Genomic DNA, 13,765 nt, shown 5'->3' with positions numbered 1-13,765 from the left:
TAACTAATTATTTAATATGATGAAAAAATTTACTTTTAGTGCATTAGCCCTAGGCTTATGCTTTTCTGCATTTGCGCAAGAACCTGTAAACACAGCTATTGTCCAAAAAATTAGAACCGAAGGCTTAGATAAATCTAAAGCAATGGATATAGCCTTCCATATCACAGATGTATCTGGACCACGTTTATCTAATTCACCTGGTTTAAAAAGGGCACAAGACTGGGCGGTTAAATACATGAAAGAAATGGGCTTAAAAAATGTTCATTTAGAGGCATGGGGAGATTTTGGTAAAGGTTGGCAAGTAGATAAATTTTATGCAGCTACAACATTGCCTTATTACCACGCCATTATTGCTTCACCAAAAGCATGGACTCCAGGTACAAATGGCTTAATTAAATCGGATGTTGTTTTAGTTAAAGCAGATACAATTACTGATTTAGCAAAATATAAAGGCAAATTAGCTGGTAAAATTGTAATTCTAGATCAAGGTACTGTTATTCGTAGCAACGACAAACCTGAGTTATTAAGATATACAGATGAGCAATTGACAGAAATGGCTTCTGCTCAACCACAAGCTGCTGGCGCAAGACCTCAACGTGCTGCTGCAGCTGGTCCTGCTAATAATCAAAGAGCTGCAATGATGAGACAATTCGCTATGCGTGCAGCAATTGATAGCATGTTGTTAGCAGAAAAAATCGGATTAAAACTAACACAAGCTAGAGGTAGTTATGGAACTTTCTTTACCAGTAATGGTGCTTCTTACAAATTAGATGCAAAACCTGTTTCTGCTGAATTAGAAGTAGCTGGTGAAGATTATTTACATATTTTACGTTTATTACGTGGAGGAGAAAAAGTAGAAATGGAAGCCGATATCAAAACTTCATTTTATGATAAAGATCCAAAAGGATATAATGTAATTGGCGAAATTCCTGGAACTGATCCTAAATTAAAAGACGAAGTGGTAATGCTTGGTGGTCATTATGATTCATGGCATGCGGGCACTGGCGCTACTGATAATGCTGCAGGTTCTGCTGTAATGATTGAAGCTATGCGTATTTTAAAAGCAATTGATTTTAAACCAAAACGTACGATTCGTATTGCATTGTGGAGCTCTGAAGAACAAGGTTTATTTGGTTCTAGAGGATATGTTGCTGAACACTTTGGTACTGCTGCTACTAACGCTGCGCCGGCATTTAATGGCAGACCAGCAACTGAAGCAAAAGAAGCAGTTATAAAACCAGAACATGAAAAATTAAGCGCTTATTATAATTTAGATAATGGAACTGGAAAAATTCGTGGTGTATATTTACAAGGTAATGCTGCTGTAAAAGATATTTTCCAATCTTGGTTAACGCCGTTTGATGACTTAGGTGCAAAAACTATTACAATCAGCAATACTGGTGGTACAGATCACCAATCGTATGATGGTGTTGGTTTACCTGGCTTTCAATTTATTCAAGAGCCTATGGATTATAACACACGTACGCACCACTCAAATATGGATACGTATGATCGTTTAGTGGAAGATGATTTGAAACAAGCAGCAACTATTGTAGCTTCTTTTGTTTATCATACGTCAGAAAGAGCAGAAAAATTACCACGTAAGAAATAGTAATTCAGAAATAAAAAAAGCCTCCAGATTGGAGGCTTTTTTACTACTACCTATTTGTTTAACGGCTTATATCGTTCTCCATAAATTACAGCCCAACCCTCATCAGTTATTACAGTTACTGCCATTAAATCGTAACCATTTACTGGATAATTACCATTTTTTCCATCTAAATACTGTATCAGTAAGGTGTATTGGTATCTTCCATTAATTCCTTCTGTTTTCCTGATTACACCTTTTGCATCGCAGTCAATCCAATATTTAATTGAAATTGGCGGAACCATATGCGGTTGAAAAGATCCAGTTCCATCTGCATTTAATACAACTTTCGGCTCACCTTTCTTTTCATATAAATATTCTCCAATAATTTCCTTTGGGATTTTCTTACTAACTGTATACTTTGTTCCTTTTAAATCAATTGATATTACATCATTCTGAGCAAAAGCGAAGCCTAAAGAAAAGATTAAACACAATAAAGTGAAAGTAACTTTTTTCATACGATTACTATTAAAGAGTTAACTTTAAATGAGTTAATTATTACCAAAATAGAAAGTATAACTTAATGATACAATACCTAAAAATGGGTATTCTTATACTGAAAGCATTCTCTCTTTAAAAGCCCACACTATAAGTTGATGAGAGTTCCTTAAACCTAATCTTTTAACCATATTACGACGATGAGTTTGCACTGTAAGTTCGCTAATAAAAAGCTGTTCGGCAATTTGCTTACTGTTATAACCCATGCAAACCATATACAATACTTCTAGTTCTCTTTGAGTAATATGTTCCGCTTTATAGGATATATCTAAAGTCATAAGTCAATTTTCTATAGCTATGCTAGAAAGTATTACAATCAATACTTTTCCATTGCTGTGTTAACTGGGTGATTTGGGATTTTGTTGCTGCATCACATTTTTCAAACTTTTTAATTAAATCAAGCGAAGCTGTTTTTAGAATGTTGCAGTTACTGCGTGTTGGGCTGTTACCAAACGTGACAGCTTTGTTATAATAAGCTTTTGATTCTGCATCAGTAAATGTACAAGCAGAAGATTTAATCTCTTCTTCAGGTTTGCACTTTGAAAACAAGATTACTGTAAAGACTAGAATTGCGATTTTGAAAGAGTAATTTTTCATGATTTTTAGTTAATGATTGCGTTTTAGGATGATTTAATTTTTAATACAGCCAAATTTACCCTAGTAATATTGCCTATTTCAACGCTTAATTGCCCTTTTTAATAAGGTGTTTTTACGGTATTGGGATAAAGCGATTTTACGGTTGCTAATACGCTGATAATTAATGAATTTTAGAAATAATAAATCCAACTTTAATCAAAACTATTTACAACATGAGTATTCAAAAACAAAACGACATGTCCGACATTGAATGGGCACAACAAATGGTTAGTGCTTTTAAAAAAGCAGAAAGAGGCAAATCTGGTTATACACGTTCAGTTTGGTTTCCTATTCAACAAATGAAAAACTTAATGGACACAATTGCAAACGAGCCCCATGCAGATGGTGTAAGAGTTTATTTTGGGAGGTATACTAAAGCTGTAATTGATAATGTTAATTCTAATTTACCTCAAGGGGAACCAAAAATTCCTGGCACCTATGTAGATCGCAATACTGTGATTTTTGTGTCAACAAAAAATGAGAATGGAAGACCAATGCAAGATTACATGGAAAACGCACTTTTTTCAGAACCTAAAAATAGAGGTGCGCTTTGCCCTCCTGATACTGGTTGTGATTGCACTAGTGACATCATAGACCCTAATGATCCTGATAACAATTGCCCATGATTTCAGTAGTCAACATTATTATTGAGCTATCTTGCCTAATTACTGCAATAATCTTTTTAAAAAAGGACGGTTCATTATTCTCTATACTTACAAGAGGTTATTTAGCAATTGTAGTAATTATAGAAACAATAGGCTTTTCAATGTCTAAAGGCTTTCATCTTAATAATGCATGGTTGTATAATATTTTTATAATTTTTGAAGCTGCATACATCTCTTACGGGCTGTATGCGGCTTTAAATAAACTCACCAATAAAGCATTAATGATCTGCTCTATCCCTATAATTACATTTACAATTACCTATATAATTGAGATTTATAATCATGGTTTTCTGAAATTTAATAGCTTAACTATAAATTTAGAATCCGTTGTTTTTGTAGTTGTATGTTTAGTTTATTTCTATTTACTTATTAAACAAAAAGATCCAATAGACCTCAATACTAATGCACAATTTTGGTGGGTTTCTGGTGTATTATTCTATTATTTTGGTAGTACAATCTATAACTTGTTTATTTACTTTTTATACCAAGATTTTCCTAAATCTTATACTATTTTAATTTACGTAATGCTTATTTTAAATTTACTATTATATAGCATTTGGATTTATTCTTATATATGCAATTCACGTCAACGGAAGTTATTGTTATCATCATATTAGCAACTTTTATTTTTTTGTTGGCTCCATTATTCCTACTAATTTATATAGGGGTTTATAATGTGCGTAAAAAAAAGGATTTAGAAGAGAAGCGCAATATGCAATTGGAATTTGAATCGGAACTACTCAAAACACAAATAGAAGTACAAGAACAAACCATGCAGACCATTGCATCGGATTTGCATGATAATATTGGCCAATTATTAAGCTTAACTGCGCTTACTTTAAGTTCAATTAATTTAGAAGAACCACAAAAATTGGATAAAAAAATCTCTGAATCCATTGACTTAGTAAATAGCTCCATTAAAGAATTAAGAGGTTTAGCAAAGCTGATGAATGGTGAATTTATAGTGCAAACTGGTTTGGGTAAAGCTATTAAACAAGAAATTGATCGATTAAAAAAGATAGGCACTTATAAAATAAAAGTTAAAAACGAATTATTAGACTTTGAAATTTCATCGCCAAATAAAGACCTTATTGTTTTACGATTACTTCAAGAAATTATTAATAATATCATTAAACATGCACAGGCCTCACATATAGAAATAGAGGTGTTTATAATTAATGATTTGCTTAATTTAATCGTGAAAGACAACGGCATCGGTTTTGATTATGAAGCAGCAAAAACTAAAAATAAAGGCATTGGTTTATCTTCAATTCATAATAGAATAAAAATGATTGATGGCAAAATAAACATACAATCAAAGCAAAATAATGGAACTATAACTAAGATTGAAATTCCTTATCCATAAAAATTATGCTAGAAACTATTGACATAGCTGTTGTAGATGATCATACTTTATTTCGTTCTGGACTTGCAAACTTACTATCTGAATTTGAGGAAATCAATGTAGTAATCGAAGCTCAAAACGGTTTAGATTTACAAGAGAAAATTAAAACTTTTAAGGAAGTTCAAGCTGTTCTCATGGATATTAATATGCCCATGATGGATGGATATGCGACCACCAAATGGATAAAAGAAAATTATCCAAATACACATGTGATAGCTTTAAGCATGTTTGAGGATGAAAAAGCTATTATTGGAATGTTAAAAGCTGGAGCAGGTGGTTATCTATTAAAAGAATCAAAACCTTCTGAATTGCTAACTGCAATTAAAACCATTGCTGAAAAAGGATTTTACATCAACGATTTGGTATCTGGCAGATTATTGATTTCATTAAAAAATGAAGATGCCAAGCCCGTATTTTCTGAAAAAGAATTAATTTTTCTTCAATATTGTAGTACTGAATTAACCTATAAGGAAATCGCATCAGAGATGAATATCAGCCCACGAACAGTAGACAATTATAGAGAATCACTTTTTGCAAAGCTGAATATAAAATCAAGAACCGGTTTAGTGGTTTATGGCATAAAAAATAAGTTAATTACAATTTGATATTGATTTAACTCAAGTCAAACTCTTGGTGCCGATCTGGAATTTCTACATTCAAAAAACCTTTTGCAATTAGTTTTTGTGCAAATATTTGTTGCACATCATAATCGCCATGCACTAAAAAAACTTTTTTTACTTTTGCGGCATCTTGGCAAGACATAAATCGAAGTAAATCTTCATAATCGCCATGCGCACTCATAGATTGTATGCTTTGAATTTCAGCAACAACCTGAAATTGTTCGCCGTAAATACTTACTTCTTTCGCACCATTTTTTAATTGACCTCCTAAAGATCTTGGTTCACAATATCCAACCATTAATATTGTATTCTTACTATCGCTTATATTATTTTTAATGTGATGTTTCACCCTTCCTGCTTCGGCCATCCCAGATGCAGAAATAATTATGCAAGGATCTTGATTAGTATTTAAAGCTTTAGATTCTTCTGCATCTTCTACATAATGTAAATTTTTAAAATCAAATGGCTCATCATCAACTTTTAAAACAGCTAAAACATCTTTATTATATCCTTCGGCATGATTCTCCACTATTTGTGTAGCTTTCGCTGATAATGGGCTATCTACATAAACTTTAACATCAGGCAATTTCCCCTCTAAACCCAAATTGTTTAAAATGTATAAAATCTCTTGAGTTCTTCCAACGCTAAATGCTGGGATAATAACCTTGCCTTTTTTCTGTACACAGGTTTTTAAAATTACCGCTAATAAAGCCTCCTTCGTTGGTTGTGCATCTTTATGCAGTTTATCACCATAGGTAGATTCTAATAAAATGTAATCAGCTTGTGGAAACTCTTGTGGAGATTTTAGTAACAAATCACCGTATTGACCGACATCTCCACTAAAGCTTAATTTTGTAGTTTTTCCTTCTTCTACAATAGTTAAATGTACTGATGCACTACCAATAATATGTCCAGCATCTATAAATTGTACCGTAACACCTTCCATCAATCTTGTTTCTGTATGATAATCAACAGCTACAAAATAATCCATGGCTTTTAACACATCTTCTTCTTCGTACAAAGCCTCTTCCAATGGTAAACCGCGTTGTTGAAGCTTTTTATTTTTATATTTTAAATCGCCAGCTTGAATTTTAGCAGAATCTAACAACAATATCTTAGTTAATTCTTTAGTAGCTGATGTACCATAAATTACACCTTTAAAACCTTGTGCAATTAAACGCGGTATTAACCCGCTATGATCTATATGCGCATGAGAAAGAACCAAAATATCAATTTCAGCAGCATTAAACCCAAAATTTTTATTGAGTTCATCTGTTTCTCGCCCCATACCCTGAAACATGCCACAATCTAGTAAAATTTTTTTCTCGTTATTTAACGTAATTAAGTGTTTGCTCCCTGTAACGTTACGGGCTGCACCATGAAAGGCTATTTTCATATAGATAAATTTTTTTCAATAATATAGAAAATAATTAATGAAATATTTTGAAAACTAAAATATTAGTTTTAAGTTTATATTATATTATTTATATGTTAGGGCTTAATAACGGTTAGAATATTTAAATAAAAGCTCAAACACCCTAAAATAACAATTATCATGGAAATAAAGGACTTAACAAAGGCAGAAGAACAGATTATGCAAATTGTATGGCAACTAGAAAATTCTTTTGTGAAAGAAGTAATGGATTATTTACCAGAACCAAAACCAGCATACAATACTGTTTCAACTATTATTAGAATTTTAGAAGTAAAAGGGTTTATTGGGCATGAAGCTTTTGGGAAAGCTCATAAATATCATCCCTTAATTACCCGTGAAGAATATAAACGCCATGCTACAGAAAAACTGCTTGGTAATTACTTCGAAAACTCAGTAGAAAGCATGTTCTCTTTTTTCGTAAAAGAAGAAAAATTGGATTTAAGTGATGTAGATGAAATTCTAAAAATGATCAACAAATTCAAAAACAAACCAAAATGAGTTGGGCGCATTATCTCTTACAAGTAAATATTTACTTGATTATATTTTATTGCTTCTATAAGTTGCTTTTAGATAAGGAGACCTATTTTGTATTAAATAGAATATACCTTGTTTCATCTGGAATCTTCTCGTTAGCTATACCTTTTTTAAGGTTCGAGCTATTTAGCCAAAAAGTAGTTAGCGATAAATTATATATCAGTGTAAGCGAGATAAATACCGTTGTAAGTAATTACGCAATTTTACCTCAAACACAAGACCAATACGATTGGGGGCGACTAATTGTAATTATTTATATTATAGGGGTATTTAGTTACTTGTTATATTTCGTGTATCAATTATTTGCGATTAACACGTTATTTAGTAGAGCTAATGCAAACGATGCTTTTTCTTTTTTCAATCGAAAATCTGTTGCCGAAAATTTACCAGAAAGGGCTACTGTTGATTTACATGAAGATATTCATATAAAACAACTACATACCATCGATGTACTTTTCTTTGAAATTTTGGCCATAATTACTTGGTTTAATCCTGTTATTTATTTCTACAAAAAATCAATTAAAAACATACATGAATATTTAGCTGACGAGGCTGCTGCTAAATTTCAAGGCGACAAAGAAACTTACGCACTTTTATTATTGAGCCAGGCATTTGGAGTACAACCTAGTACATTAATGAATGGCTTTTTGACTAAATCATTAATAAAAAAGAGGATTTTCATGTTGCATAAACAGCGTTCAAAAAAAACCGCAATTTTAAAATATGGTTTATTTGTGCCCTTGTTTGCCTTAACACTCGTTTTATCTTCTGCTACCATTCGTAAAAACAATCAAATTATAGCAGTGGCTGATCAAATTCCGTTAAATGATGCAAGTTCGGTAGTCAACCAAGTAATAAAAGAGCCATTAAGTGTAGTAAATTTAAATTCTGCACTTAAATTAGATCAGGTTGAGGTTCAAGATTTAGTAACCAAAAACACTGTAGTCCCTTCGCCTATTAGTAAAGATAATTTAGAAAAAGAAAAATCAAACTCTTGGAATGGTTTTTATAAATTCTTAGCTGACGGTATAAAGTACCCTGCTGAAGCTGTTAAGAAAAAAATACAAGGAAATTTAATAGTTAATTTTGCCGTTAACCGTGGCAGAGTAACTGATTTGGTAGTGCAAAACGAATTGGGTGGTGGTTGTGATGAAGAAGTTATTCAACAAATATCAAATTATGATGACTTTTTCCAGAAAGATGGGAATTATTGTTTAAGAGTTACTTTTAAGCTTGAGGGAGCAGATTCGCAGTTTAAAAATGCAGATGTAAAACTTCCAGAAGACTATCAAGTTTTGCAAGGTATGCTGATAACAGGCCTTGCTTCTAAAGACGAAATACAAGATAACAATGTATACAGTTTTGTTGCAATGGAAAATCCACCGAGTTATCCAGGTGGAGTTAGTGAGTTTTACAATTTCTTAGGCAAAAACATCAAATATCCGTTATTAGCTAGTGATAATGAGATCGAAGGCAACGTATATGTTTCTTTCACAGTGGAAAAAGATGGTTCATTAAACGATATTAAAGTAGATCGAAAACTAGGTTACGGTATAGATGAGGAAGCCGTCAGAGTTTTGAAACTATCTAAAAGATGGAACCCTGGAATGCAAAACGGCAGACCAGTTAGAGTTAAATATAATATTCCTATTAGATTCTCTTTAAATGCAAAAAAGCGAGAAACAAGTTCAACTATCGTATTAAAAAGTATACCTAATGATAAAACTCCTCCACTAATAATTTTAGATGGAGAAATAAGAGAAACAAGTACCATAAAAGATTTAGATCCTAAAACAATAGCAGAAATAAGTATACTAAAGGGAGCAAGTGGTAGTGCTTTATATGGAAAAAGTGGCGAAAATGGCGTTATTCTTATTACATCTAAAAAAGCAAAATCTACTCAACAACATTAATCAACCAAAATTAAATTAAACATATGAAAAAGTTAATTTATGTAGTACTGGGCTTATTCTGCTCATTTCAATACGCAAGTGCGCAAGAAACTAGTACTATAAAAGGAAAAATCGATTCAATCAAAGTTGTAGGTTACAGTTCTGTAAATATTACTGGCGGCTCTAGAACAGATGAAGCAAAACCATTATTTGTATTGAACGGCAAAGTTATTGAATACGGTTCGATCAATACAATAGATCCAAATAAAATTGCAACCGTAAATATTTTGAAAAATGCTTCTGCTATAGCTCAATATGGAGAATCGGCAAAAAATGGAGCAATTATTATTTCTACTAAAGATTATTTGACGAACAACGATGTCAAAGTGATAGATTATGGCTCTAACGCTAAATTCAGCATTAAAAATGATTTGACTAATGAGGCTAAAAAACCTTTAGTTTATATTAAATGATGAAATTATTGGATATGATGGAATGAAAGGAATTGATCCTAATAAAATTGCAACCATAAATATTTTGAAAGATGTATCAGCTACGGCAGTATATGGTAACCAGGCAAAAAATGGAGTAATTATTATTTCTACTAAAGACTACATACCTAAGAAAAAGTCAAATAAATAAATCCACATAAAAAACTAAAATTATATGAAAAAACTAATTTTCTCATCGCTAATAGCGGTGTTACTGCTCAGCTTTTGCCAAAATAAAGCTGCAGCTCAAGTAGAAGACAACACAGTTTATAACTTCGTTTCTATGGAAAACCCTCCTTCATACCCAGGTGGAATGGCAAGTTTTTACAAGTTTTTGGGAGAAAATATAAAATATCCCCAACAAGCTAAAGATGACAATATACAAGGAACTGTTTATATTTCTTTTATGGTTGAAAAAGATGGCTCCTTAAATGATCTAAAAGTTGATCGTAAACTAGGTGGTGGAACAGATGAGGAAGCGATTAGAGTGCTTAGATTATCCAAAAGATGGAATCCTGGAATGCAAAATGGTAAAGTAGTTAGGGTAAAGTATAATATTCCAGTTAAATTCAGTATTCCTAGTAAAAAGCCTAATCCTAAAGCAGATTCACCAGTTGCTGATAGAGTTGGGCCTGTTAAAGAAGGTAAAGTATACGACCTTTTAAGTATCGAAAATCCTCCTTTATACCCAGGAGGAATTGCAAAATTCTATGAATTTATAACAGAAAATATCAAATATCCCAAATCTGCGATTGATGCTAAAGTAGAAGGAAATGTTTATGTTTCTTTTACTATTGCAGAAGATGGGTACTTGACTGATATTAAAGTGAATAGTAAACTTGGTGCTGGACTTGATGAAGAAGCTATAAGAGTAATAAAATTATCAAAAAGATGGATGCCAGGTATGCATAATGGAAAACCAGTTCGCGTTAAGTACAATGTTCCAATTAAATTTAAATTACCTAAATAAACCAACAGATATAATACTCCACAAAAAACCCCAGCCTAATTGGTCGGGGTTTTTCGTTTTATTAAATCTCCTGTGTCTCGGATATTTAAATCTAGTAATTTTATAGAATAAAAACAAATTAGTTTTCGATTGGCAGTTTTCAGTTATGAATTACAAACTGCTAACTTCGAATTGCTAACTGATTATCCTTCTTCTTCGCTCACAAACTTAGCAGAATAATAATCTCTATTCATACGAGCAATATTCTCTAAAGAAATTCCTTTAGGACATTCTGCTTCGCAAGCCCCAGTGTTTGTGCAATTACCAAAACCTTCAGCATCCATTTGTGCAACCATATTCTGTACACGTTTATATCTTTCTGGCTGTCCTTGTGGCAATAATGCCAATTGAGAAATTTTAGCTGAAACAAATAACATAGCTGATGCATTTTTACACGTAGCTACACAAGCACCACAACCAATACAAGCCGCAGCCTCAAATGCCGCATCTGCTTGAGCTTTCGGAATTGGCAAATTGTTAGCATCTTGTGCATTTCCTGTATTTACAGAGATAAACCCACCTGCTGCAATTACACGGTCAAATGCAGATCTATCTACAGTTAAATCTTTAATTACCGGGAATGCTTTTGCTCTCCATGGTTCAACTACAATTGTATCTCCATCTTTAAAAGAACGCATATGCAACTGACAAGTTGTTACGGCATCTTTCGGTCCATGTGGGCGGCCATTGATAAACATTGAGCACATTCCGCAAATACCTTCGCGACAATCATGATCAAAAACAATTGGCTCATCACCTTTGGTAATTAAATCTTCATTTAAAACATCAAACATCTCTAAAAAAGACATATCTGGAGAAATATTAGACACTTTATAGTCTACCATTTTTCCTTTGTCTTTTGTGTTTTTCTGACGCCAAACTTTTAGCGTTAAGTTCATATTTCCTGTACTCATTGTATAGAGATTTAAGTAAAAAGTAGGGTGTACTTTTACTATTTATAACTTCTTTGTGCTATTTTAATATTTTCGAACTTCAATTCTTCTTTATGAAGCTCAAAAGTTCCATCACCTTTATTTTCCCAAGCTGCTACGTAAGCATAATTTTCATCATCACGTAATGCCTCTCCTTCTTCAGTTTGATATTCTTCACGGAAGTGGCCACCGCAGCTTTCATTACGATTTAATGCATCCATGCACATCAATTCTCCTAATTCGATGAAATCGGCAACGCGACCAGCTTTTTCTAATTCTGGATTATATTCGTCTGCCGATCCTGGCACACGTACATCACTCCAAAAGTCTTTTTTCAATTGTTGTATTTCAGCAATAGCTGATCTTAAACCTTCTGCATTACGAGCCATTCCACATTTTTCCCACATTATTAAACCTAATTTTTTGTGGAAATAATCAACAGACTTGGTTCCTTTAATACCAATTAAAGTATCTAAAATTCCTTTTGCCTTAGCCTCGGCTTCAGCAAATGCTGGATGATCTGTTGGAATTGCTTTAACAGAAATTTCTTTCGATAAATAAGCGCCGATAGTGTAAGGTAAAACAAAATAACCGTCTGCCAAACCTTGCATTAACGCCGATGCACCTAAACGATTTGCACCATGATCAGAGAAATTTGCCTCACCAGTACAATACAAACCTGGAACGGTTGTCATTAAGTTATAATCAACCCATAAACCACCCATTGTATAGTGAACTGCAGGATAAATACGCATTGGTGTTTCGTAAGGATTTTCACCTGTAATTTGTGCATACATATCGAACAGGTTACCGTATTTTTCTTTAATCACTTCTAAACCTAAACGCATGCATATTTCCTTATCAGGATTATGATTACCAGCTTTTGAAGCTTCTATTCTACCGTAACGTTCTGTATTTGCTTTAAAATCTAAATAGACAGCTAATTTAGATGCGCCAACTCCATAACCTGCATCACATCTTTCTTTTGCTGCACGAGAAGCCACATCACGTGGCACCAAGTTACCGAAAGCAGGGTAACGACGCTCTAAATAATAGTCTCTTTCTTCTTCAGGAATATCTTGAGGCTTACGTGTATCATCTTTCATTTTTGGCACCCAAATACGTCCGTCATTACGTAAAGACTCTGACATTAGGGTTAATTTAGATTGATGATCTCCAGAAACTGGAATACACGTTGGGTGAATTTGAGTATAGCAAGGATTTGCAAAAAAAGCGCCTTGTTTATTCGCTTTCCAAGCTGCAGTTACGTTACTACCCATTGCATTGGTAGACAAATAAAATACGTTTCCATAACCACCTGTTCCTAAAACTACAGCATGACCAAAGTGACGTTCTAATTCTCCAGTAATTAAGTTACGAGCAATGATACCACGAGCTTTACCTTCAATCTTAACTACTTCTAGCATTTCATGGCGAGTAAACATTTCTACTTTACCCATTCCTATTTGGCGCTCCAAAGCAGAATATGCACCTAATAATAATTGTTGACCAGTTTGACCTGCCGCATAAAAAGTACGTTGAACTTGTGTACCACCGAATGAACGATTATCTAACAAGCCACCATATTCACGAGCCAAAGGAACACCTTGAGCCACACATTGATCGATAATATTTGCGCTTACTTCTGCTAAACGATGTACATTAGCTTCACGTGCTCTATAATCTCCACCTTTAATGGTATCATAAAATAAACGATATGTACTATCGCCATCATTCTGATAATTTTTTGCTGCATTAATACCACCTTGAGCTGCAATAGAGTGCGCTCTACGAGGTGAATCTTGAAAACAAAAACATTTTACTTTATAGCCCATTTCGGCTAAAGTTGCAGCTGCAGAAGCTCCAGCTAAACCAGAACCAACTACAATTATTTCTAAACTTCTTTTATTAGAAGGATTAACTAAAGGTACAGACGATTTAAATTTCGTCCACTTTGCGGTTAATTCTCCCTCTGGTATATTTGAATTTATTGCTGACAT

The 13,765-nt window shown here is 33.2% G+C and carries 16 protein-coding genes; 10 read left to right on the top strand and 6 right to left on the bottom strand.

The genetic code is table 11. The features are described from left to right. Positions 1–16: 16 nt before the first annotated feature. Positions 17–1,612: a M28 family metallopeptidase gene (locus HQN85_RS08890; protein WP_246249707.1), complete on the top strand. Its 1,596-nt coding sequence runs from the start codon at positions 17–19 to the stop codon at positions 1,610–1,612. Positions 1,613–1,662: 50 nt separating this feature from the next. Here HQN85_RS08890 and HQN85_RS08885 read toward each other — a convergent pair whose 3' ends face one another. The 3 genes from HQN85_RS08885 to HQN85_RS08875 form a co-directional block, all read right to left on the bottom strand. After that, the gene (locus tag HQN85_RS08885) at positions 1,663–2,106 is read right to left on the bottom strand and encodes a hypothetical protein (protein ID WP_173271351.1); all 444 of its coding nucleotides are present in this window, start codon (positions 2,104–2,106) and stop codon (positions 1,663–1,665) included. 93 nt (positions 2,107–2,199) lie between these two features. Continuing rightward, positions 2,200–2,424 carry a response regulator transcription factor gene (locus tag HQN85_RS08880; protein ID WP_173271349.1) on the bottom strand — a complete coding sequence of 75 codons (225 nt, stop codon included), beginning with the start codon at positions 2,422–2,424 and terminating at the stop codon, positions 2,200–2,202. Between the two features lie 22 nt (positions 2,425–2,446). Further along, on the bottom strand, positions 2,447–2,743 hold the full coding sequence (locus HQN85_RS08875; RefSeq protein WP_173271347.1) for a hypothetical protein: 297 nt from the start codon (positions 2,741–2,743) through the stop codon (positions 2,447–2,449). Positions 2,744–2,955: 212 nt separating this feature from the next. On the opposite strand from HQN85_RS08875, the gene HQN85_RS08870 reads away from it, so the two are divergent. From HQN85_RS08870 to HQN85_RS08855, 4 genes are read left to right on the top strand one after another with little or no spacing between them, the layout of a single operon-like run. Continuing rightward, complete coding sequence (locus HQN85_RS08870) at positions 2,956–3,408, top strand: hypothetical protein (protein ID WP_173271345.1); 453 nt, start codon at positions 2,956–2,958, stop codon at positions 3,406–3,408. Then, positions 3,405–4,064, top strand: a complete 660-nt coding sequence (locus HQN85_RS08865; protein WP_173271343.1) for a hypothetical protein — start codon at positions 3,405–3,407, stop codon at positions 4,062–4,064. Before HQN85_RS08870 ends, HQN85_RS08865 begins: the two co-directional genes overlap by 4 nt. 59 nt (positions 4,065–4,123) lie before the next feature. Next, positions 4,124–4,813, top strand: coding sequence for a sensor histidine kinase (locus tag HQN85_RS08860; RefSeq protein WP_173271341.1), 690 nt, complete (start codon positions 4,124–4,126; stop codon positions 4,811–4,813). A 5-nt stretch (positions 4,814–4,818) separates the two neighbouring features. Continuing rightward, the gene (locus HQN85_RS08855; RefSeq protein WP_216847255.1) at positions 4,819–5,457 is read left to right on the top strand and encodes a response regulator transcription factor; all 639 of its coding nucleotides are present in this window, start codon (positions 4,819–4,821) and stop codon (positions 5,455–5,457) included. 7 nt (positions 5,458–5,464) lie between these two features. On the opposite strand, the gene HQN85_RS08850 is transcribed toward HQN85_RS08855, so the two are convergent. Next, positions 5,465–6,868: an MBL fold metallo-hydrolase RNA specificity domain-containing protein gene (locus HQN85_RS08850; RefSeq protein ID WP_173271339.1), complete on the bottom strand. Its 1,404-nt coding sequence runs from the start codon at positions 6,866–6,868 to the stop codon at positions 5,465–5,467. A 159-nt stretch (positions 6,869–7,027) separates the two neighbouring features. Here HQN85_RS08850 and HQN85_RS08845 point away from each other — a divergent pair, with 159 nt between their 5' ends. From HQN85_RS08845 to HQN85_RS08825, 5 genes are read left to right on the top strand one after another with little or no spacing between them, the layout of a single operon-like run. Then, positions 7,028–7,405, top strand: a complete 378-nt coding sequence (locus HQN85_RS08845) for a BlaI/MecI/CopY family transcriptional regulator (RefSeq protein ID WP_173271337.1) — start codon at positions 7,028–7,030, stop codon at positions 7,403–7,405. Beyond that, positions 7,402–9,354 (top strand): M56 family metallopeptidase, encoded by a 1,953-nt coding sequence (locus tag HQN85_RS08840; protein WP_173271335.1) that lies wholly within the window; start codon positions 7,402–7,404, stop codon positions 9,352–9,354. The genes HQN85_RS08845 and HQN85_RS08840 overlap by 4 nt, the downstream gene beginning before the upstream one ends. 23 nt (positions 9,355–9,377) lie before the next feature. Continuing rightward, complete coding sequence (locus HQN85_RS08835; RefSeq protein WP_173271333.1) at positions 9,378–9,806, top strand: TonB-dependent receptor plug domain-containing protein; 429 nt, start codon at positions 9,378–9,380, stop codon at positions 9,804–9,806. A gap of 22 nt (positions 9,807–9,828) precedes the next feature. Next, positions 9,829–9,975 carry a hypothetical protein gene (locus tag HQN85_RS08830; protein ID WP_173271331.1) on the top strand — a complete coding sequence of 49 codons (147 nt, stop codon included), beginning with the start codon at positions 9,829–9,831 and terminating at the stop codon, positions 9,973–9,975. 24 nt (positions 9,976–9,999) lie between these two features. Then, positions 10,000–10,794, top strand: a complete 795-nt coding sequence (locus HQN85_RS08825) for an energy transducer TonB (protein WP_173271329.1) — start codon at positions 10,000–10,002, stop codon at positions 10,792–10,794. A gap of 182 nt (positions 10,795–10,976) precedes the next feature. Here HQN85_RS08825 and HQN85_RS08820 read toward each other — a convergent pair whose 3' ends face one another. After that, positions 10,977–11,747 carry a succinate dehydrogenase/fumarate reductase iron-sulfur subunit gene (locus tag HQN85_RS08820; RefSeq protein WP_173271327.1) on the bottom strand — a complete coding sequence of 257 codons (771 nt, stop codon included), beginning with the start codon at positions 11,745–11,747 and terminating at the stop codon, positions 10,977–10,979. 38 nt (positions 11,748–11,785) lie between these two features. After that, positions 11,786–13,765: a fumarate reductase/succinate dehydrogenase flavoprotein subunit gene (locus HQN85_RS08815; protein WP_173271325.1), complete on the bottom strand. Its 1,980-nt coding sequence runs from the start codon at positions 13,763–13,765 to the stop codon at positions 11,786–11,788.

Origin of the sequence: Pedobacter boryungensis (assembly GCF_013204825.1) — a bacterium.
In the GTDB taxonomy this organism is placed as follows: domain Bacteria; phylum Bacteroidota; class Bacteroidia; order Sphingobacteriales; family Sphingobacteriaceae; genus Pedobacter; species Pedobacter boryungensis.
Note: the sequence above shows the minus strand (reverse complement) of the source record. Positions and strands in the feature narration are given on the sequence as shown.